Raw genomic sequence first — 20,443 nt, forward strand, 5'->3', positions numbered from 1 at the left:
AGAACGTGCTGGAATAAGTATAGCCACAAAAAAACCGACGCTTTTGGCGTCGGTTTTTTTACTTCAGTCAGCTATCCGTGAGGGCATTCTGGTAGCGATGCAGCATCAACACCAGCCGTCCTACCGGCTCGGTCACCTGAGGTGGCGCTTCCCAGGTTTTAAGCTTCTCCTGGTAGATATCAAGCTCTGCAAGCAGCTGCGTAAAGTAGCGACGTCGTTTGTCATCACTGCTGGCGGAAAGCACGTGGTCCGCGGTACGACGCAGCTGGCGGTGCCAGGCCGACAGATCGTCGTTGATCGGCACCGGCGCATTGCGCAGACGCTGGTGTGCAATGATCATGGTCAGCGCCAGGCGGAACTTGGCAATGTCGCCCGGGAACTTGTTCAGCAGTAAAAACAGCTGCTGGTAGAGCGCGGGCAGATGGTTCTCTTTTCGACGCGCGGTGTTGGTTGTCATCGACGACACGGCGGCCGACACAAACTGGTTCAACAGCACGCGGCCCGTTCTTGCCTGCGAATTATCGCGGACCAGCAGAATCACCATCATCGCCAGGAAACAGCCCACCAGCTGACCTAACGCGCTGTCGAGGAACTGGCTGAAATGGAAGGTCATCGGGTTATCCAGCACGATGATGTTAATCGTACTCGCCAACGCCCCCAGCGATCCCAGACGCCGCTTTTGCACTTCTATACCGATAAAGAACGCCATCACTGCCAGGCTAATACAGAGCAGCAGCATGCTCTGCTGCGTCGACGGGATGATGACCAGAAAATAGAGCGCGCCGATCGGCAGGGCGGCAAGGGTGCCGTACAGGAAATCGATGGCGACCATACGCGGGTTAGGCAGACGCATCGCCAGTGCGGTCACGACGGCAATCATCACCATCGCGCCGCTGCCGGACGTCCAGCCCGTCCACAGCCAGAACAGCGTGCCGAGCATACAGGCAAGCGTCGTACGCCAGAAGTTGACCATCGCGTGATGGCGCTCGGCGGATTCCGGCTTGATCACCACTTCGCCCTGCAGTACCTCTTCTTCCGCCGCGCTGATTTTGGTATTCCCGATCACGCCGCGTTTCAGCAGCAGGTAGCGCGTCGCGGCGCCGACCCAGGTGTAGATCGTTACCGGCGTGTCACGTTCCCCTGTCCAGGCAATAACCCTGCGCATACGCTTAAGCTGCTTGTGCACGTCCTGCACCGTTTCCACTGGCTCAGCGAACAGTTCGCGGAACGTATCGGTGACCACTTCCGGGCGCGTGTTCTGAATCAGGTAGGTTTCACATGCCTGGGTAATCAGCGTTAACGAGACCGTATTAAGGGCTTTCAGACGACGGTTAGCGCGAGCCCAGCGTGACGACTCCATATTGAGATTGCTGCGCATCCCTTCCAGCGCCTGCGTGCGGCGAACCAGCCCGCTCCAGGCTTTATCCACCTCTTCGCTATCGCCGTGCTTAATGCAGAGCTGCATCAGCTGGTACTGGGCGACAATCAGCGCATCAAGCTCACGGTCGACTTCCTGCTTGATGGAGCGCGGGGAGAACAGCAGGTCCGCGACAATTGCACTCACGATACCAATGACAATCTCACTGCATCGCTCCACCGCAAACTGCGGAGCCAGCAGCGGCTCGGACTGGATGGTGATGATAATAATCAGCGCGGTATAGCCCGCCAGACCCCAGGCATAGGAGTTCTCCACTTTCACCAGGGATGAGATCCAGGTGCAGAAGCCCGCCCAGATACAGCACACCATCAGCATCAGCAGCGGCGTGCGGATCATCAGGATAATAATGGTGAGCGCCGCGATACAGCCGATGAACGTCCCGATGATACGCAGCATTCCGCGATAGCGGATCGCGCCTGAATAGGGTTCCCCACCCGCGGCAAAGGCGGGACCCGCCGCGACAATCGCGGCCGTCAGCACTGCCCAGCGCGGGGTTTCAAGCTGGAAGTGAAAGCCAACAAACAGCGCCAGCACAATGGCACACGCCAGCTTCACGGCGAAGCGAATGTGCTGGCTGGCGATGGAAAAGATGCCCATAGCGATTAACCAAACTCGCGCAGACGGTGGGCGATTTTACGGAAGAACGAGTCCTGGCTGGCATCCCGATCTTTTTCACCAGTAATCACCACCGTCGCCGTGGTACCGGCAGGCCACAGATTGCCCTGCTGTTCGTCCAGGTGGATACGGACCGGCACGCGCTGGGCCAGACGCACCCACTCGAGGTTGGAATCCACCGTTGCCATCCCTTTTGCATCACGCGAACTGCTGGAGTTGGTGACCCCTGCGGCGACGCTGTCGACGGTACCTTTAAAGACGCGGTTGCTGCCCAGCGGCGTGATTTCTGCCCGATAGCCGGGACGTACGCCTTCCAGCTTGGTCTCTTCCATATAGGCGAGTACATAGAAAGAGTTCTGTTTCACCAGCGCCACGGCGGTTGAGCCACGGGTAATGAATTCCCCGGTATAGACGTTAAGGTTGGTCACCCAGCCATCAGACGGCGCGCGGATCACGGTACGCTCCAGATCGAGCTTCGCCAGATCGCGCGTTGCTTCTGCTTTCGCCAGCTGGTGCAGCACGGTTTGCAGCACGTTGTTGGACTGGTCAATCTCTTCACGGGACATTGCCTGAACGCCAAGCTGATTACGGCGGCCCGCCTCACGGCGTTTCTCCGCAGCCAGCGCCTGGTAATAGGCCACGTCCGCTTCCGCCTCTTCCAGCGCTTTCTGGTATCGAGGCTGGTCGATGGTGAACAGAACCTGATCTTTTTTCACCAGCTGGTTATCGTGAACGTTAACCGCCGTGATAAGACCGGCCACGTCAGGGGCGATGGCCACCACATCGGCGCTGAAGCGTGCATCACGCGTCCACGGTGATTCGGTGTAATAGACCCAGGCGCGGAAAATGGCAATGAAGGCGAGGATAACCAGCGCCATGGTGATGGCAGTGCGGGAGATTTTTCTTGTTAGCGTTTTCACATCAACCTCAGACAAACATGCGCGATATCAGGTAAAACAGGCAGCAATACAGCGCGGTATTGAACAATGCAGGGTGCCAGACGAAATCGTAGATCCCGGTAGGGACCAGCACCTTGCGCACCAGCCAGAAGATCGCCAGTGATAAAAGAAGCTCGAAAAATATCGGTGGGAACGACAGACCGAACACCACGATAACGGGAAACAGACTCATGTTGACCTTGATAAGAGAGAGTGCAGGCTTCAGAATTTTTTAGCGCACGCCACCGCAGGAGAGCAAGAAACGCCGGGCGAGAATGGCGCAGCCGTTATGTAATTAATAATATATTAACGTAACTGTTATGCTGTTATCTATAATATGTGATCTAAATCACTTTTAAGCCAGAGTGAACAATGGAACGTTTAAAACGCATGTCAGTCTTCGCCAAAGTGGTTGAGCTGGGCTCCTTTACCGCCGCTGCACGCCAGCTTCAGATGAGCGTCTCCTCTATCAGCCAGACGGTGTCCAAACTGGAAGATGAGCTTCAGGTCAAGCTGCTCAACCGCAGTACCCGCAGCATTGGTCTGACGGAAGCGGGTAAAATTTACTATCAGGGCTGTCGTCGCATGCTTCTGGAAGTGCGGGATGTTCACGAACAGCTCTACGCCTTCAACAACACCCCCATCGGCACGCTGCGCATCGGGTGTTCTTCAACTATGGCACAAAATGTTCTCGCTGCCATGACGGCGGATATGCTGAAAGAGTACCCCGGGCTTACCGTCAATCTGGTGACGGGTATCCCGGCGCCGGATCTGATTGCCGACGGCCTGGACGTGGTGATCCGCGTCGGCGCGCTGCAGGATTCCAGCCTGTTCTCGCGTCGGCTGGGCAGCATGCCGATGGTCGTCTGCGCTTCGAAGAGCTATCTGGCCCAGTACGGTGTGCCGGAGAAACCCGCCGATCTCACCAACCACTCGTGGCTGGAGTACAGCGTGCGGCCCGACAATGAATTTGAGCTGATTGCCCCGGAAGGGATCTCCACCAAACTGCTGCCGGAGGGGCGGTTTGTCACTAACGACCCCATGACCATTTCGCGCTGGCTGGTGGCTGGCGCCGGGATCGCCTACGTGCCGCTGATGTGGGTGATCAACGAAATTAACAGCGGCGTGCTGGAGATCCTCTTCCCGCGCTACCAATCCGATCCGCGTCCGGTGTACGCCCTGTATACCGAAAAAGACAAGCTCCCGCTGAAAGTCCAGGTGTGTATTAACTATCTGACCGAGTATTTTGTGGACGTGGCGGAGCTGTTTCAGGGGATGCGGGGAAGACGAAAGGAATAATCCATTTATTCCTGAACGTATAGGACCGATGAATATTCCCAGGATGAATCCCGTATTCATTCAGGAATATTCCTTCGCCACTATCAGGAATAGCTAATTGACACTACCGCCATCAGCCCATTACTTTATATGCAGTCTGCTCGTCAGACTGTTATTAATTTGTTGCTGATATGAATAATAAAATGTATTTCGCAGGATGACGTTAAACAAGGAAAAGAAATGAATCTATTTGAACAAACACCGCCTTCACGCAGGCGCTATGGACTCGCCGCGTTCATCGGTTTAATTGCAGGGATCGTCTCCGCTTTTGTCAAATGGGGAGCCGAAGTGCCGCTTCCGCCACGCAGCCCCGCCGACTTATTCACCGGCGCATGCGGACCTGAGCACTTAATAAGAGCCGCAGGTCAGATTGACTGCTCCCGCAATTTTTTAAACCCTCCCTATGTATTTTTACGTGACTGGCTTGGCGTTGTCGATCCTAACGCAGCAGTTTATACATTTGCCGGACATATATTTAACTGGGTCGGCGTAACGCATATTATTTTCTCCATCGTCTTCGCTGTTGGCTATTGTATCGTTGCTGAAGTCTTCCCGAAAATTAAACTCTGGCAGGGTTTGCTGGCGGGTGCGTTAGCTCAGCTCTTTGTGCATATGATCTCCTTCCCGCTGATGGGGCTTACGCCGCCGCTGTTTGAGCTGCCGTGGTATGAACACGTGTCAGAGATCGTGGGCCATCTGGTCTGGTTCTGGTCGATCGAAATTATTCGTCGTGACTTGCGTAACCGCATCACTCACGAGCCGGATCCGGAGATACCGCTGGGTAACTTACGTTAAAAAAAAGGCGCTACATCTGTAGCGCCTTTTTTATGTTTGCTCAGGTCAGGCTGTGCCGCCCACCGTCAGGTTGTCTACTTTCAGCGTTGGCTGGCCCACGCCCACCGGCAGGCTCTGGCCCTCTTTACCGCAGACGCCCACGCCGTTATCCAGCTTCAGATCGTTACCGACCATGGAGATCTGCTGCATGGCTTCAATACCGGAGCCGATCAGCGTTGCACCTTTCACCGCTTTGGTCACTTTGCCCTTCTCGATCAGGTACGCTTCTGAGGCTGAGAAGACAAACTTACCGGAGGTGATATCCACCTGGCCGCCGCCAAAGTTAGGCGCAAAGATACCGTAATCAACGGATTCGATAATCTCCTGCGGCGTGGATTTGCCCGGCAGCATGTAGGTATTGGTCATGCGCGGCATCGGCAGGTGCGCGTAGGATTCACGACGGCCGTTACCCGTTGGCGCAACGCCCATCAGGCGCGCGTTGAGTTTGTCCTGCATGTAGCCTTTCAGCACGCCGTTTTCGATCAGCACGTTGTACTGGCCGGGCGTACCTTCATCGTCGATAGCCACCGAGCCGCGACGATCGCGCATGGTGCCATCATCCACCACGGTGCACAGTTCAGAGGAGACAAGTTGACCAATCTGACCGCTGAATACCGACGTTCCGCGACGGTTAAAGTCGCCTTCCAGACCATGGCCTACCGCCTCATGCAGCAGCACGCCCGGCCAGCCGGCACCCAGCACCACCGGGAATGAACCCGCCGGCGCCGCGACGGCATTGAGATTCACCAGCGCCATGCGCACGGCTTCTTTTGCCCACGCGTCAGCGCGCGCTTCACCGTCAACGTCGCCCAGGAACCAGTCATAGCCAAAACGACCGCCGCCGCCGCTTGAACCGCGCTCGCGTTTGCCGTCCTCATCGACCTGCACGCTGATAGAGAGACGCACCAGCGGACGGACATCTGCCGCCAGGGTACCGTCCGTTGCCGCCACCAGAATCAGTTCATACACACCGCTCAGGCTGGCTGAAACTTCCTGCACGCGTTTATCTGCCGCGCGCGCCACTTTGTCCACGCGGCGCAGGATATCCAGCTTCTCTTCACGGCTCATGCTCTGCAGCGGATCGATGCTGGTATAGAGCGCAGAGTGCTGCACTTCTCCCAGGGTTTTCACGCGACCGTCGCCGGCATCGCGCACAATGGTGCGCGCGGCCTGCGCGCTCTGCTCAAGTGCGGCGAGGCTAATCTGATCGGCATACGCAAAACCGGTTTTCTCCCCGCTGACGGCGCGGACGCCAACGCCCTGGTCGATGTTGTAAGAGCCATCTTTAATGATGCTGTCTTCTAAAACCCAGGATTCGTGATAGCTCGACTGGAAATAAAGGTCGCCGTAGTCGAGACGGCGTTCGGTCAGTTGACCAAGAATGGAGAACAGGTCCTGATGGTTCAGGCCGTTCGCTGCGAGCAAATGTTCACTTACCAGGTTCAGACTCATCGTATTGCTACTCGTTCGTTGCCGCCCGTGGCGGTATAAAGATCGTATTTATTGAGAGTGAGGCAATTACCTGCCCACGTCAAATCATTGCTGTGCATCTTTGCGCGGCTGGCGCAGCACCTCGTTGATCTGCGGTTTATCGACCGGACCGGTAATGCGGTAGCGCAGAATGGAGACCTTGCTCCACAGCGGCCCCAGCACTTTGCTGGCGGCAAACACCGCCGCACCGACAATCGGGTTCACCACAAAGGCCGCCGCAACGCCCACGCTCGCGGAAATTTCCGGCGCCACCACGGCTTCCATATCCAGCTCGCGGCGCACGAGGTTGACCGAGCCTTTCATGGCGATATCCGCTTCCAGGCCATCCACCAGCGTATCGTCCGTATGCAGAACGCCGTCCTTGATCCACGCCGTACTGCGGATGGAATCGTAGTAGAACCCTTCGCTGAAGGTATCGCTGAAATCGAAGCGCAGCTTGCGCAGCAGCGCATCAAAACTCAGCAGGCGCAGGATCTGCCCGGCGCGACCCGTGCTCACGTCGGCGATTTCACCTTTGCCGAAGCGGGTTTTCAGAATGCCGTTCAGCGAGGCCTCATCCGGCTTCCACGGGGCGTCGCGCCAGTGAAGATCGTAATCGACGTCAAATGACGAACCGCGCAGCGGCGTGCTGATGCCAAAGAAATTGGCTGCCGCATCCAGTTTGTTGCCTTTAATGTCGCCCTTGAGGGACGTTCGCTGCTCGCCCGGATTATTCACCCATTCCCCGCCTGCCGTCATGCGGCCAAAGCCGGTGTCGATCAATCCACCGGTGAGCGTAAGCGTATTTCCCTGAATGACAAAATCACCGTCGATACGACCATATTTCTGTCCCCACAGCCAGCACTCCGCGCAGCGCAGCTGGAGATCGGGCCAGCCGCTAAAGTCGACGCGGGAGGTTTGACTCAGCGGCGAGGTATCCGCCGGTTTATCTTTACTCGCGGCGGCCGGGTTGTAGTAGAGATAGCGGATCGCCGCCTGCCACGGCGCGTGATTGCGCATGGTCAGCGTGCCGTTGATCTCCCGGCCCTGGGCCTCCACTTTCGTACCGTTAGCAGCGGGCTGCGAGACAATACTCAGGTTGTTCCACTGCTGCCCACCCAGCATCAGCGACGGCGTGCGTACGGTAATGGTTTGCGGGAACTGGGCGGTTTCATCAACGTTTTGCCCAACGCCTTTCTGGAACAACGCCAGCCACTCTGCACCGTCCATCGGCGGCAGATTCAGCTCAACGCCCGTCTGCTCTGGCAGCGGCGGCGTGGAGCGGCTATCCGTCGTCCAGATGGCCCTGTCGAGAGTGAGCTTGCGGTTAAGCAGCCAGCGGCTGTTGAAGTGGTTCGTCCCGCCCGCGTTTCCGGTCAACGCGAAGCTGTTCAGGTTGCCCTCGACGTTCAGCTTCACCGGCAGCGGCTGTCCGGCCTGTTTATCCAGCGGCGCAGGCAGCTGGCTTCGAATATTCTTCAGATCACCCGTGATGTCGACCTTGTACTGGGCACCCGCGTGATAAGGCAGGTCGATTGCCACTTTACCCTGCCAGGCGACCGCCCCCTCCACCGACGCCTCAATCGGCTTCGGCAGGACATCCATTCGCGCTGGCTGCCAGTTACCGTCCAGATTGACGGCCACCTGATACGCCTTTTCACCTTCTGTGGTCGTGAAGTCGATATTCACGGGCTGATTAAACCAGCTGGCGGTCAGCGGCTCGCTCTTCAGGTTACCGTTCTCAAAGCTGAACTGCCCGCTGAGATTTTTCAGGGTGCTCTCAAGGGGTTTAATGTACAGACTGTTGTTCTTCAGACGGACGTCGCCTTTCGCGGTGGTCATCTCACCGTCCAGCGGGATATCAAGATGTAAGCGAGCATTCACATCGCCATCAAGCTGCAGCTGCTGAAGCGTCGCCGCCAGCGACTCCTTCAGGGGGGTCTCCTCAAAGTACGGTCCCACCGCCTTGCCGGGACCGTTGATGTCGGCATCAATCAGCAGCTTCTCTTTTGAGTAGTCCGGAATGTTGGCCGTCAGGTTGCTGGCCGTCACGCCGCCCAGCGCCACGCTGTCGGACTTCATCCACAGGCCGTCATTGAGGAAGTTAAGTTCGATATCCAGGTTTTTCAGCGCGGGCCAGCCCGGCTGGAACGCGAAGGTGGCGTCATGCAGCGGCACCAGCACCTGGAACTGACCTTCATTATGTTTGTACGGGAACAGATGGGGGTTACCGCCGTAGACCAGCGTGGCGTTTTCCGCCTGACCACCCTGAATCGCCCCGCTCAGATAGTCGACCAGCGCTTTACCCATCAGGTTTTCCGGGAAATAGCGCCAGGCCTGCGAGCCATCATCGGTACTGATTCCGGCCAGAATACCCAGCCACGGCTCGTCCCCCTGCGGTTGCAGATAGCGGAAGTCACCCCGCGCGTGTACCGCTTTGGCTTTGATGTCGATATGGCGACCATCGAGCTGGAAGCCCTTATCGTTACGGAGCCAGTTAAGCACTGCGTTGCCCTGTTCGATTTCCAGCGGCGCGCGGAAGACCGTCTCGTACGGCATTCTGGCGTCGTGCATATCAACCGTCAGCCTGCCGTTCTCCACGCTGCCTTCCAGCTTGCCGCTAAAGTGCTCCGCACCCGGCAGCAGCTTCCACTGCTTCCAGGCAAGATCTTTCCATGTTGCCTGGAAACGGGTTTTTTCCGTCGCCTGAAGCGGGATATCCAGCGCCAGAGAATCGATCTTTCCGCTCGGCTGCGTAGCCAGCCAGATCTCGCCCAGGTCTGGAGAGAGCTTTGCCGCCATTGAGCGCAGCCCTTCAATGGCGGCCAAATCCAGGTTGCTGGCGCGGATGCGCAGCTCGTCGCTGCGTTTACTGGCCGTGCCGCCAACGTCCTGCTCCGGCATCCAGGCCAGCGTCAGCGCACCGCGCGGCCACGGCTTGCCGTCCATCGCGATCCGCGTATCGGGAATGGCAAACTGCCAGCCCTCTTTCTCCTGCGTCACGTGGGCGGTGAGGTTATCGACGGAAAGCTGATGCTGTTGTTTTTCGCCTTTCCAGCTCGCGCCCCCCTGCTTGAGCCAGATATCACCGCTGGCAAATTCGCCTTTCGTCAGGGTCAGCCAGCCTTCAAGGCTGAATCGGGCCGTTTCCAGCTGCATATTCTGCTGGAGCCAGTCGCCCAGCCACGGTTTGACGTCCACATCGTCGGCCTGCAGCCAGACTTTGCCGTTATTTAGCAGACCGTCATCGTCACGCAGATCCATGCGCACCTGCATCACGCCGTGCTGACCGTTCAGGCTGGAGAGACTCACCTGCCCCTCAGCGCGGTGCCGGTTCCTGCCGTTGAGCCAGGTCAGCTGGGGGATCGCCAGTTCCGCACGCTGGCCGGAAAGGGTAATAAAGCTCATTTCGCTGTCGCGCAGATCGAAATGATCGAACTGGCGCAGGAAAAGATCGCTAAAACGGTTGGCCTCAAGCCCCTGGCTGCTGTCGCCGCCCGAGATGGGCGTATTGGTCAGAAACTGAAGCTGATAAAAGGTGAGATCGCGAAACTGCCAGCGCAGATGCAGCAGGCTTTGCCAGACGTCCAGCGCCAGGGTCACGCGTTTGATTTTGAGGTGGCCGCCATCTTTCAGGCTGGCGTTGATATCCCGCACATCGAGCGTCGGGCCAAAATTCTGCCAGCTGGCGCTTACCTGGCTGACGTTCACCGGCACGCCGGTGGTGGATTCGATTTTTGCCAGCAGCTGCGGACGCCAGCTGTCCAGATGCGGTAAAACGAGGCGTAGCCCGCTCACGAGCAACGCGACAATCACGACCAGCGTTGCCCCTGTAAGCAATAAAATCCCCGGCAATCGCCTCACGCATCTCTCCTTGTCAGCTTTGGTCACGCAGCGTACTGCGCTTACATCATCACGACGTCAAACTGCTCCTGGTTATAGAGCGGTTCAATTTGTACTTTTACCTGTTTGCCGACAAAGATTTCCACTTCCGCCAGCGCGTGTGACTCTTCGCCTTTCAGCGCTTCAGCCACCGCAGGGGAAGCATAGACCAGAAAACGATCGGAGTCGTAGGCATGATGAACACGGACGATTTCACGCATGATCTCGTAGCAGACGGTCTCAACCGTCTTTACCGTTCCGCGTCCATGGCAGGTCGGGCATTCATTACACAGCACATGCTCCACGCTCTCGCGGGTACGCTTACGCGTCATTTCCACCAGCCCCAGCTGTGAGAAGCCGTTGATGCTGGTTTTCACGCGATCTTTACTCAGGGCCTGCTCAAGCGAGTGCAGCACGCGGCGGCGATGGTCTTCATTACTCATATCGATGAAGTCGATGATGATAATGCCGCCCAGATTGCGCAGACGAAGCTGGCGCGCAATGGCCTGCGTGGCTTCGATGTTGGTGTTGAAGATGGTGTCGTCCAGATTGCGATGACCGACAAACGCGCCGGTGTTGATATCGACGGTGGTCATCGCTTCGGTCTGATCGATGATCAGATAGCCGCCGGACTTCAGTTCAACCTTACGCTCCAGGGCACGCTGGATCTCGTTTTCGACATCATAGAGATCGAAGATCGGCTGACGCCCGGTGTAGTGCTCCAGCAGGCCAGGCATCTCCGGGATATATTCAGCGGTAAACTCCAGCAGCGCTTCATACGTCAGGCGGGAATCCACGCGAATGCGGTCGAGCTGCGCGTCGGCAAAGTCACGCAGCACGCGCTGCGCCAGCGCCAGCTCACCATAGAGCTGATAGCGGGTCTGGTTGCGTTTTTTACGCTCCATCACTTTTGTCCAGACGCGCTTCAGGTAAGCCGCATCTGACGCCAGGTCTTCCTCGCTGATCCCTTCCGCGGCGGTGCGGATAATAAATCCGCCCTGTTCGTCGCAGTAGGCGCTGACGACTTTCTTCAGGCGCTCGCGCTCGCTTTCGCTCTCAATACGCTGCGAAACGCCCACGTGCGACGCGCCGGGCATAAAGACCAGATAGCGGGAAGGTAAGGTGATATCGGTGGTCAGACGGGCGCCTTTGGTACCAAGAGGATCTTTCACCACCTGCACCATTAAGTCCTGGCCCTGACGCACCAGTTCAGAAATGTCGCGCACGGCAAACTGCTTTTGCTCTTCGCCCGCGACGCACTCGGTGTGCGGCATGATGTCGGAGGCATGTAAAAATGCCGCCTTATCCAGTCCAATATCTACAAAAGCCGCCTGCATACCCGGCAGTACACGACTGACACGACCTTTGTAGATATTGCCTACTATTCCGCGCCGCGCTTCACGCTCAATATGTATTTCCTGAAGAATGCCACCGTCAATATAGGCCACACGGGTTTCCGATGGCGTTACGTTTACCAACAATTCAGCCGTCATAATTATCCCTTCCCTCACGCAGTGAGTTAAAATTGCTCAGCAACTCATACGTTTCCACCAGCGGTAAGCCGACTACGGCGTGATAGCTGCCATGAATCTTCCTGACAAAACAGCCACCCAGCCCCTGAATACCGTATGCACCTGCTTTATCCATCGGTTCACCGCTGGCAATATAAGCGGCGATCTCGTCGTCGGTAAGTACTCTGAACGTGACATCCGTCACCACCAGGCAATCCAGCACGTGCTGGCGGTCCGCCAGCGCGACGGCCGTCATCACCTGATGCGTTTGCCCGGACATTTTGCGCAGCATGCGCGCCGCGTGTTCGGCGTCATGCGGTTTCTCCAGCACTTCACCGTTAAGGATAACGATGGTATCAGCTCCCAGCACGGGCAGATCGCGCGGCACGCAGGCCACGCCCGCCTGCGCTTTCTCGCGCGCCAGACGTGACACGTACTGTTGAGCACTTTCGCCCTCAGCACGTTTTTCTTCAATGCCGGTCACGATGCGTTCAAAAGAGACCCCAAGCTGCGTCAGGAGTTCCTGACGGCGCGGGGAGCCGGAAGCGAGATACAAAGACGTCATAGAAACCTTTTATTGCACAGCAAACTGCTGGCGAACCTTACGCATCAGCAGGAATAGCCACGGCCAGAGCACACCGTTTACTACACTACTCCAGAACACTTCCGGTCGGAAAGAGACGTTGATCACTAAAAACTCTGCCCAGAAAACAACGATATCCGCAGCAAGCGACAACAGCATCACGACCAGGGCCTGTTGCCAGAGCGCGAGGTTACGGAAGAGCTGGAATTTCAGTGCGACGAGGTACGCAATAATGCTCATGGACAAGGCGCGTACGCCCAGCGTAGAGCCACTAATGAGATCCAGTATGGCACCCATCACAAAACCCGTGCCGACATTTACGCGATGCGGCAGGGCAAGGATCCAGTAGAGCAAAATGAGCAAGACCCAGTTTGGCCGGAAAACGAGAATGTTATCCGGCCAGGGCATAATCTGCAGCAACAGTGCAATGAGGAACGAGAGCCAGATGACCCAGCGTCCCTGGCTACGATAGCTTGCCACTACTGCCCTCCCGAAGAGAGTTTAGGCGGTGGCGGCGCATCCGGCAGCGGCTGCGTTAACCCCGTTGCCGGTGCCGGGACTGGCGCAGGCGGCCCCATAGAGTCCGCTGGCGGCAGAACCTGCGGCATCATCTGCATCAGGCGTTCATTTGCCACACGATGGACCTCTTCAGGCGTCATCGGGTTAGTACCGTTACGATCGGCGCCCCACAGCAGCAGCAGGTAGCGCAGACGCTGTAAACCGGCGGTTGGACGCGCCTGAATCACGGTATAGGCACGCTGCGTATCCAGCTTCACCGAAGAGACCACCGCAACCGGATAGCCTTCAGGGAAGCGGCCACCCAGACCGGAGGTCACCAGCACGTCGCCCACGCGGATATCCGTGTTGGCCGGCAGGTGTTCCAGCTGCAGATCGTCCGTACAGCCGTTCCCGGCCGCAATCACGCGGATATCGTTACGCAAGACCTGGATCGGCAGCGCATGCGTGGCGTCACAAATCAGCAGCACGCGGCTGGTCAGTTTGGCGACGGCAACAACCTGGCCTACTACGCCTTTATCACTGATGACGGGCTGACCTTCATACACCCCGTTGACGCTCCCTTTGTCGATCACAACCTGATCGCTGTAAGGGTCGTTCACGGTGGAGATCACCTGGGTAACCATCTTCTGCTCATCCTGACGCAGCGGCGAGCCGAGCAGCTCACGCAGACGCGCGTTTTCCTGCTTGTATTGCCCCAGCATCAGAAGTTCGCTGTTTTTCAGCAGCAGTTCCTGGCGTAATGCCCGGTTTTCAAGTTCGAGCTGGTCTCGTGAAGACAGCGTTTGAGAAACGGAGTCGAGCAGTTCACGGGGACCATTTGATATAAAGTAGAAAGGACTGACGGCGGTATCCATGTACGTTCGGATCTGGCTGAACGTACCGAGGCGGCTATCGGCAATAATGACCCCAAGCGCAACCAGAACCGCCAGAATGAGGCGAAACTGTAGCGATGGGCCACGGCTAAAAATTGGCTTCATAGGCTATGCGTATTCTCGCGTCAGAGAGAAAGGGTAGCAAATTGCTACCCTCTCAAACTCGACTACTCTTCGCTGAACAAATCGCCGCCGTGCATGTCGATCATTTCCAGCGCCTTGCCACCACCACGGGCGACGCAAGTCAGTGGATCTTCTGCAACTACGACAGGAATACCTGTCTCTTCCATTAACAGGCGGTCGAGGTTACGCAGCAGCGCACCACCACCGGTCAGAACCATACCGCGCTCGGAGATATCGGACGCCAGCTCTGGTGGGCACTGTTCCAGCGCGACCATTACCGCACTCACGATACCCGTCAGTGGCTCCTGCAGTGCTTCCAGAATTTCGTTGGAGTTCAGGGTGAAACCGCGTGGAACACCTTCAGCCAGGTTGCGACCACGTACTTCGATCTCGCGCACTTCATCGCCCGGATATGCAGAGCCGATTTCGTGTTTGATACGCTCTGCGGTGGCTTCACCGATCAGAGAGCCGTAGTTACGGCGCACATAATTAATGATGGCTTCGTCGAAGCGGTCACCACCGATACGTACGGAAGAGGAGTACACCACGCCGTTCAGAGAGATAACGGCCACTTCAGTGGTACCACCACCGATATCCACCACCATGGAACCGGTCGCTTCAGACACAGGCAGACCTGCACCGATTGCCGCCGCCATTGGCTCTTCAATCAGGAACACTTCACGCGCACCTGCGCCCTGAGCAGATTCACGGATTGCGCGACGCTCGACCTGGGTTGCGCCAACCGGCACACACACCAGAACACGCGGGCTTGGACGCATGAAGCTGTTGCTGTGAACCTGCTTGATGAAGTGCTGAAGCATTTTTTCAGTCACGAAGAAGTCAGCGATAACGCCGTCTTTCATTGGGCGAATAGCGGCGATGTTGCCAGGGGTACGACCCAGCATCTGCTTCGCGTCATGACCCACTGCGGCTACGCTTTTCGGCGAGCCTGCACGATCCTGACGAATGGCCACAACGGAAGGCTCATTCAATACGATGCCTTGTCCTTTTACATAAATAAGGGTATTCGCAGTACCCAGGTCAATGGACAGGTCATTGGAAAACATGCCACGAAATTTTTTCAACATACTAAGGGATAATCCTGAAAGCTGGGGCGGAAAACAAAATCCGCTTACTTTACCAACCACACGCAGCAGCGACAAGGCGCAAAAATCATCTGCAACGGTGAAAATTTGTGCAGTACGTTTCCTGATGTTACAAAATCATCCCCTGACTCCCTCAGGGCTGAGTAAACAGCAGCATTCCTTACTGACCTTTGTAACCCGTTAAAGGTCGTTCACTGGCTTTTTGCTCGACATACTCAAAGCTACAGGCGCGATATTCTACGTGAAAACAGCGTAAACGGCAGGTCAAACCGAGTATCTTTGCAAATATTTTTTCACATTGGTGTCAAGCGGCTGAGAGGCAGCAAAAAAATCCCCCTGACCACCCATTACACCGCGCTCTGTTAACATTTGCCATTCGCCTCTGGCGCGCACGCCCGCGGCAAATACCTGTGTTCGCGTTCCTTTACACGCCTCAACCAGGCTCTGTACCAGCAGCTGGTTTTCCGTGCGCTTTTCAATATTCCTTACCAGCCCCGGATGTAGCTTTAATAGCTCCACATCCAGCTCCTTGATCCAGTTGGTGCTGACCAGCGTCAAACCTGCCTGCGTCACCGCGACGCGCGCGCCGAGCGCGTTGATCAAACGAACCACCGGACGTAACCGGCTGATGTGTTGACCTACATCAGCCTCAGCAAGTTCAAAAATAATGCGTTTGCGTTGCGATTTTTCACATTGCATTAATGTATCACGCAGCCAGCGCTGAAAACGCGGGCGTATTAATGACTCCACGGTGACCTGTAACGCCAGGCTCTCTTCAGGCCAGAATGATAAAAACGGAATCAAGCGGCTAATTTGCTGACGGTCATACTCTTCGGACAGCCCAAATTGCAGCACCATTGGCAGATATTCCGCAGAAATAACCTCTTCCGTACCGTCAAAAATACGACACATCAGTTCACGGTGATGAACGTTGCCGTTTTTCATGACCGCGGGTTTTTGATAAATACGCGGTCCGCCGCGACTTAGCATTTGCTCAATCAACGTACGCCAGCGCACGTTACCGCGCCCTTTTTCCGGCAGCGAATCATCATAGACCGCCCATCCGTTCGCGCCCTGCAGCACGGCGTTGCGGGTGGCCGCTTCCGCATGCTCCATCACCTGTTCTGTCGATTGTCCGCCACGCCAGGCGCAGATCCCCATGTGGACCATATCGTCCCTGTCGAGCATTTTGCTCTGCGGCAGCGCATCAACCGCCTTCAGCAGCTGGCTGGCGATGCTTTCCGACTCCTTCAGCGTCCGATGCGGCAGCAACACGGCAAAGTCGCTGCGGTGGTAGCGGGCCAGCAGCGCGCCCGGGTAGCGCATAATAAAGGTGGAGAGCAGGTTGATCAGCGTAAAGAGATTTTCTTCCGCGGCCCGCTGTCCCCAGGTGTCGCGCAGGAGATCGAAATCAGGCAGGCGGATCATCATCACCACCCCGTGCGTCCCCACTTTTTCCGAATCGTCGAGCAGCGTGGCGAGCTGATTATCAAAGAAAAGGCGGTTGTTGAGGCCGGTTTTGTTATCCTGGGCGGCATAGGAGCGGATCAGCGTATCCATTCGGCTGCGCTGGTCGCTGGCAAACTGGATTTCCGAGAGCAGCGTATCCAGGGCGCTGCTGGCGCGTGAAGGCCACTCGTGGACTGAACCACGGACCTGCGGGCCGCGTTCACCGTTAAGGATCCGCACGGAGCGCATCTCCAGCAGCTCCTGGCCGGAGAGCTGGCGGCGCAGCCAGCGGACCGCGAGAAAGATCAGCAGGACGATAAACGCCACCGCGACGGTGAGCGGCGCAGTGGTCATCATGGAACGAAAATAGCTGGCCATCGGATCGAGATAGACCATGCGTATGGTCATCCCCGGATTTTTAAGGGAATGTACGGTCACTTCCCGATACTGGCTCACCACGCCCGCAGGCCGATAGCTTCCCGGGCGTTCGTGGCTTAACACACGATGCTTTCCCTGCTGAATGTCGATCTGAACAATATCAACAGGTACCATCAGCTCATCGAGCTCCCTGGAGAGTGCCGGTAGCGGCGTCGTCAGCAGACGCGTATCAATTACCGACGCGACAGACTGTACCCGGTTAACCAGTTTGTCCTGAATGGCGTTGTAAAAGCTCAGAGAGCAGCCCAGAAGGGTGACAAAAATGGTAAGCCCCGTCAGCAAGGTGATAAAAGCTGAGAACTTCGTCGTTAATCGCATCCTTGAGATTACTCCGTGGGTTGATGGGGTAGCGAGTAAGCGCTAACTTGCATGTCAAATGCGGCATACTACCAAATCGGGTGTATCTGGCAATTTATTGCGTTAAATCGGCACTGCGTTTCCCTGAGCGAGTATAGTCTTCAGAAATTATTTTCCAATCAAATGAGTCGAGAGGACCCCGTATGCAGGCTTTGATCTTAGAACAGCAGGACGGCAAAACGCTTGCCTCAGTGCAGGCGGTAGAAGAGAGTCGTCTGCCGGAAGGCGAAGTAACCGTCGACATCGACTGGTCCAGTTTAAATTATAAAGATGCGCTGGCGATTACCGGGAAGGGTAAAATCATCCGAAATTTCCCTATGGTGCCGGGTATTGATTTCGCTGGCCGGGTACATACCAGCGAGGATCCGCGCTTCCATCCGGGCCAGCAGGTCCTGCTCACCGGCTGGGGCGTAGGTGAAAATCACTGGGGCGGGCTGGCCACGCAGGCGCGCGTGAAGGGCGACTGGCTGGTGCCGATGCCGAAAGGTATGGATGGCCGCAAGGCGATGATCGTCGGCACGGCAGGCTTTACCGCGATGCTGTGCGTGATGGCGCTGGAAGAAGCAGGCATCCGCCCTGAATCGGGGGAAGTTGTCGTCACCGGTGCCAGCGGGGGCGTGGGCAGCACGGCAGTGACGCTACTGCACAAGCTGGGCTATCAGGTTGCGGCGGTTTCCGGTCGGGAAAGTACCCACGATTACCTGCGCCAGCTCGGTGCAAATCGCATTCTCAGCCGTGACGAATTCGCCGAAACCCGTCCACTGGAAAAACAGGTCTGGGCAGGCGCGGTGGATACCGTCGGTGATAAAGTGCTGGCAAAAGTCCTGGCGCAGATGAACTACGGCGGCTGCGTGGCCGCCTGCGGGCTGGCGGGCGGATTTGCCCTGCCAACCACCGTGATGCCATTCATTCTGCGTAACGTCCGCCTGCAGGGCGTGGATTCCGTGATGACACCTGCGGCTCGTCGTACTGAGGCATGGGAACGTCTGGTGCGCGATTTGCCGGAATCTTTCTACACCCAGAGCGCCACGGAGATTACGCTCAGCCAGGCACCGGACTATGCCAGTAAGATCATGGATAACCAGTTCCACGGTCGCGCGCTGGTGAAAATCGCCTAATCTTCAAATTTTCGTGACATATTCGCGCGAATCACTCTCCTCCGTCATGCTTAGGAAAACGCATGACGGAGGATGCCATGAAAAACCGAAAACTGACGGAAGCCGACGTAACGTCTGAGTCTGTCTTTATGTTACAGCGCCGCCAGATCCTGAAAATGCTTGGCATCAGCGCCACCGCGCTCTCGCTCTCGCCTTCGGCTCACGCTGACCTGCTCGACTGGTTTAAAGGCAACGATCGGCCGAAGGCCCCTTCCGGCGCCCCGCTCACCTTTACGAAACCCGCCCAATGGCAGAACAAACTGACGCTTACACCAGAAGATAAAGTGACGGGCTATAACAACTTCTACGAATTTGGCCTCGACAAGGCCGATCCTTCGGCCAACGCCGGTAGTCTCAAAACCGATCCGTGGACGCTGAAAATCGACGGCGAAGTGGCAAAACCCCTGACGCTGGACCACCACGATCTGACCACCCGTTTCCCGCTCGAAGAGCGTATCTACCGCATGCGCTGCGTGGAAGCCTGGTCGATGGTGGTGCCCTGGATCGGCTTCCCGCTGCATAAATTGCTGGCGATGGTGGAGCCCACCAGCAACGCAAAATATGTCGCTTTCCAGACGCGGTATGCGCCGGACGAGATGCCGGGCCAGAAAGACCGGTTCATTGGCGGCGGGCTGGAGTATCCCTACGTTGAAGGGTTACGCCTTGACGAAGCCATGCACCCTCTTACGCTGCTGACCGTCGGCGTTTACGGCAAGGCGCTTCCGCCGCAGAACGGCGCGCCCATCCGTTTAACCGTGCCGTGGAAATACGGTTTCAAAGGAATTAAGTCTATCGTCAGCATTAAGCTCACCCGCGAGCGTCCGCCAACCACCTGGAATCTGGCGGCTCCGGACGAATACGGTTTCTTCGCCAACGTGAATCCGCACGTGGATCATCCGCGCTGGTCGCAGGCGACCGAGCGTTTTATCGGTTCCGGCGGCGCGCTGGACGTGAAGCGCCAGCCAACGCTGCTGTTTAACGGTTATGCGGATGAAGTGGCCTCGCTGTACCGTGGCCTCAATTTACGGGAGAACTTCTGAGTGCGTTTAACGGCAAAACAGATTACCTGGCTGAAAGTGCTGCTGCATTTAGCCGGAATACTCCCCTTTCTCTGGCTGTTCTGGGCCGCCAGCCAGGGGCTTTTTAGCGCCGATCCGGCCAAGGATATCCAGCATTTTACCGGTCGGATGGCTCTGAAATTTTTACTGGCCACCTTGCTCGTCTCGCCGCTGGCGCGCTACGCTAAACAGCCACTATTGATACGCACCCGTCGGCTTTTGGGGCTATGGTGTTTTGCCTGGGCCACGCTGCATCTGACCAGCTATGCCCTGCTGGAACTGGGAATTAACAATCTGACACTGCTTGGCCGCGAACTGGTGACGCGCCCTTATCTGACGCTGGGTATTGTGAGCTGGGTGATTTTACTGGCGTTAGCGCTGACATCCACGCAATATGCGCAGCGAAAGCTGGGCCGTCGCTGGCAGTTGCTACATAACTTCGTCTATCTTGTCGCGATCCTCGCACCCATTCATTATCTGTGGTCGATGAAGATCCTCTCTCCGCAGCCGGTCCTTTACGCGCTGGCGGCCGTGGCGCTTTTAGCATGGCGTTACAAGAAGTTCCGCCAGTGGTTGCGATAGTTCGCGAAACTGTGCGTTTTCCCGCAGATTGCCTCTCAACCGCAAATCTTTTTTGGATTGCGGTTGATAATCTTCCCTGATAAGACCAGTATTTAGCTGCCAAATGCTACGAAATCGTTATAATGTGCGACCTTGGTTCGCCTGACAGTGGTTTTTGGCCTCTGAAAAGGTGA

17 protein-coding genes are annotated in these 20,443 nt (G+C 56.8%); 6 read left to right on the top strand and 11 right to left on the bottom strand.

Annotated elements, in window-relative coordinates:
* Positions 1 to 67: 67 nt before the first annotated feature.
* The 3 genes from aaeB to aaeX are packed head-to-tail and all read right to left on the bottom strand — an operon-like array spanning position 68 to position 3,184.
* Positions 68 to 2,035: a p-hydroxybenzoic acid efflux pump subunit AaeB gene (gene aaeB / locus ACVCAM_RS06565; RefSeq protein ID WP_008502841.1), complete on the bottom strand. Its 1,968-nt coding sequence runs from the start codon at positions 2,033 to 2,035 to the stop codon at positions 68 to 70.
* Between the two features lie 5 nt (positions 2,036 to 2,040).
* Entirely contained in the window at positions 2,041 to 2,973 is a 933-nt protein-coding gene (gene aaeA, locus ACVCAM_RS06570; protein ID WP_008502842.1) for a p-hydroxybenzoic acid efflux pump subunit AaeA, read from the bottom strand.
* A gap of 7 nt (positions 2,974 to 2,980) precedes the next feature.
* Entirely contained in the window at positions 2,981 to 3,184 is a 204-nt protein-coding gene (gene aaeX, locus ACVCAM_RS06575) for a p-hydroxybenzoic acid efflux pump operon protein AaeX (protein ID WP_003860416.1), read from the bottom strand.
* Positions 3,185 to 3,363: 179 nt separating this feature from the next.
* Between aaeX and aaeR the strand changes: the two genes are divergently transcribed.
* Complete coding sequence (gene aaeR, locus ACVCAM_RS06580; protein WP_008502843.1) at positions 3,364 to 4,290, top strand: HTH-type transcriptional activator AaeR; 927 nt, start codon at positions 3,364 to 3,366, stop codon at positions 4,288 to 4,290.
* A 219-nt stretch (positions 4,291 to 4,509) separates the two neighbouring features.
* Positions 4,510 to 5,124, top strand: a complete 615-nt coding sequence (locus tag ACVCAM_RS06585; protein ID WP_023326181.1) for a YagU family protein — start codon at positions 4,510 to 4,512, stop codon at positions 5,122 to 5,124.
* Between the two features lie 45 nt (positions 5,125 to 5,169).
* On the opposite strand, the gene tldD is transcribed toward ACVCAM_RS06585, so the two are convergent.
* The 7 genes from tldD to mreB form a co-directional block, all read right to left on the bottom strand.
* A complete protein-coding gene (gene tldD, locus ACVCAM_RS06590; protein ID WP_025912565.1) occupies positions 5,170 to 6,615 on the bottom strand; it encodes a metalloprotease TldD in 1,446 nt (481 codons plus the stop codon).
* An 84-nt stretch (positions 6,616 to 6,699) separates the two neighbouring features.
* Positions 6,700 to 10,497, bottom strand: coding sequence for an AsmA2 domain-containing protein YhdP (gene yhdP / locus ACVCAM_RS06595; protein ID WP_025912566.1), 3,798 nt, complete (start codon positions 10,495 to 10,497; stop codon positions 6,700 to 6,702).
* A gap of 41 nt (positions 10,498 to 10,538) precedes the next feature.
* Positions 10,539 to 12,008: a ribonuclease G gene (gene rng / locus ACVCAM_RS06600; RefSeq protein ID WP_008502847.1), complete on the bottom strand. Its 1,470-nt coding sequence runs from the start codon at positions 12,006 to 12,008 to the stop codon at positions 10,539 to 10,541.
* Complete coding sequence (locus ACVCAM_RS06605) at positions 11,998 to 12,591, bottom strand: Maf family protein (protein WP_021242285.1); 594 nt, start codon at positions 12,589 to 12,591, stop codon at positions 11,998 to 12,000. Before ACVCAM_RS06605 ends, rng begins: the two co-directional genes overlap by 11 nt.
* Before the next feature lie 9 nt (positions 12,592 to 12,600).
* Positions 12,601 to 13,089 (bottom strand): rod shape-determining protein MreD, encoded by a 489-nt coding sequence (gene mreD / locus ACVCAM_RS06610; protein ID WP_008502849.1) that lies wholly within the window; start codon positions 13,087 to 13,089, stop codon positions 12,601 to 12,603.
* On the bottom strand, positions 13,089 to 14,105 hold the full coding sequence (mreC, locus tag ACVCAM_RS06615; protein ID WP_008502850.1) for a rod shape-determining protein MreC: 1,017 nt from the start codon (positions 14,103 to 14,105) through the stop codon (positions 13,089 to 13,091). The genes mreD and mreC overlap by 1 nt, the downstream gene beginning before the upstream one ends.
* A 62-nt stretch (positions 14,106 to 14,167) precedes the next feature.
* A complete protein-coding gene (gene mreB / locus ACVCAM_RS06620) occupies positions 14,168 to 15,211 on the bottom strand; it encodes a rod shape-determining protein MreB (protein ID WP_000913396.1) in 1,044 nt (347 codons plus the stop codon).
* On the opposite strand from mreB, the gene ACVCAM_RS06625 reads away from it, so the two are divergent.
* Complete coding sequence (locus ACVCAM_RS06625; RefSeq protein ID WP_162230876.1) at positions 15,180 to 15,413, top strand: hypothetical protein; 234 nt, start codon at positions 15,180 to 15,182, stop codon at positions 15,411 to 15,413. The two genes, mreB and ACVCAM_RS06625, sit on opposite strands and share 32 nt — an antisense overlap.
* 80 nt (positions 15,414 to 15,493) lie before the next feature.
* Here the strand turns inward: ACVCAM_RS06625 and csrD are convergent, their stop codons facing one another.
* On the bottom strand, positions 15,494 to 17,434 hold the full coding sequence (csrD, locus tag ACVCAM_RS06630; protein WP_025912568.1) for an RNase E specificity factor CsrD: 1,941 nt from the start codon (positions 17,432 to 17,434) through the stop codon (positions 15,494 to 15,496).
* Positions 17,435 to 17,616: 182 nt separating this feature from the next.
* Here csrD and acuI point away from each other — a divergent pair, with 182 nt between their 5' ends.
* The 3 genes from acuI to msrQ all read left to right on the top strand — a co-directional run bounded on the left by acuI (position 17,617) and on the right by msrQ (position 20,270).
* On the top strand, positions 17,617 to 18,591 hold the full coding sequence (gene acuI, locus ACVCAM_RS06635) for an acrylyl-CoA reductase (NADPH) (RefSeq protein ID WP_025912569.1): 975 nt from the start codon (positions 17,617 to 17,619) through the stop codon (positions 18,589 to 18,591).
* A gap of 77 nt (positions 18,592 to 18,668) precedes the next feature.
* Positions 18,669 to 19,670: a protein-methionine-sulfoxide reductase catalytic subunit MsrP gene (gene msrP / locus ACVCAM_RS06640; protein ID WP_025912570.1), complete on the top strand. Its 1,002-nt coding sequence runs from the start codon at positions 18,669 to 18,671 to the stop codon at positions 19,668 to 19,670.
* Complete coding sequence (gene msrQ, locus ACVCAM_RS06645) at positions 19,671 to 20,270, top strand: protein-methionine-sulfoxide reductase heme-binding subunit MsrQ (RefSeq protein WP_407223718.1); 600 nt, start codon at positions 19,671 to 19,673, stop codon at positions 20,268 to 20,270.
* The last annotated feature ends 173 nt before the right edge of the window (positions 20,271 to 20,443 follow it).

It is taken from the genome of Enterobacter sp. CFEC122 (assembly GCF_052983755.1).

Bases quoted from the DNA above. Each gene is read 5' to 3' on its own strand.
- aaeB (WP_008502841.1), bottom strand. From the start codon at position 2,035: ATGGGCATCTTTTCCATCGCCAGCCAGCACATTCGCTTCGCCGTGAAG.
- aaeX (WP_003860416.1), bottom strand. From the start codon at position 3,184: ATGAGTCTGTTTCCCGTTATCGTGGTGTTCGGTCTGTCGTTCCCACCG.
- aaeR (WP_008502843.1), top strand. From the start codon at position 3,364: ATGGAACGTTTAAAACGCATGTCAGTCTTCGCCAAAGTGGTTGAGCTG.
- ACVCAM_RS06585 (WP_023326181.1), top strand. From the start codon at position 4,510: ATGAATCTATTTGAACAAACACCGCCTTCACGCAGGCGCTATGGACTC.
- tldD (WP_025912565.1), bottom strand. From the start codon at position 6,615: ATGAGTCTGAACCTGGTAAGTGAACATTTGCTCGCAGCGAACGGCCTG.
- rng (WP_008502847.1), bottom strand. From the start codon at position 12,008: ATGACGGCTGAATTGTTGGTAAACGTAACGCCATCGGAAACCCGTGTG.
- ACVCAM_RS06605 (WP_021242285.1), bottom strand. From the start codon at position 12,591: ATGACGTCTTTGTATCTCGCTTCCGGCTCCCCGCGCCGTCAGGAACTC.
- mreC (WP_008502850.1), bottom strand. From the start codon at position 14,105: ATGAAGCCAATTTTTAGCCGTGGCCCATCGCTACAGTTTCGCCTCATT.
- mreB (WP_000913396.1), bottom strand. From the start codon at position 15,211: ATGTTGAAAAAATTTCGTGGCATGTTTTCCAATGACCTGTCCATTGAC.
- csrD (WP_025912568.1), bottom strand. From the start codon at position 17,434: ATGCGATTAACGACGAAGTTCTCAGCTTTTATCACCTTGCTGACGGGG.
- acuI (WP_025912569.1), top strand. From the start codon at position 17,617: ATGCAGGCTTTGATCTTAGAACAGCAGGACGGCAAAACGCTTGCCTCA.
- msrP (WP_025912570.1), top strand. From the start codon at position 18,669: ATGAAAAACCGAAAACTGACGGAAGCCGACGTAACGTCTGAGTCTGTC.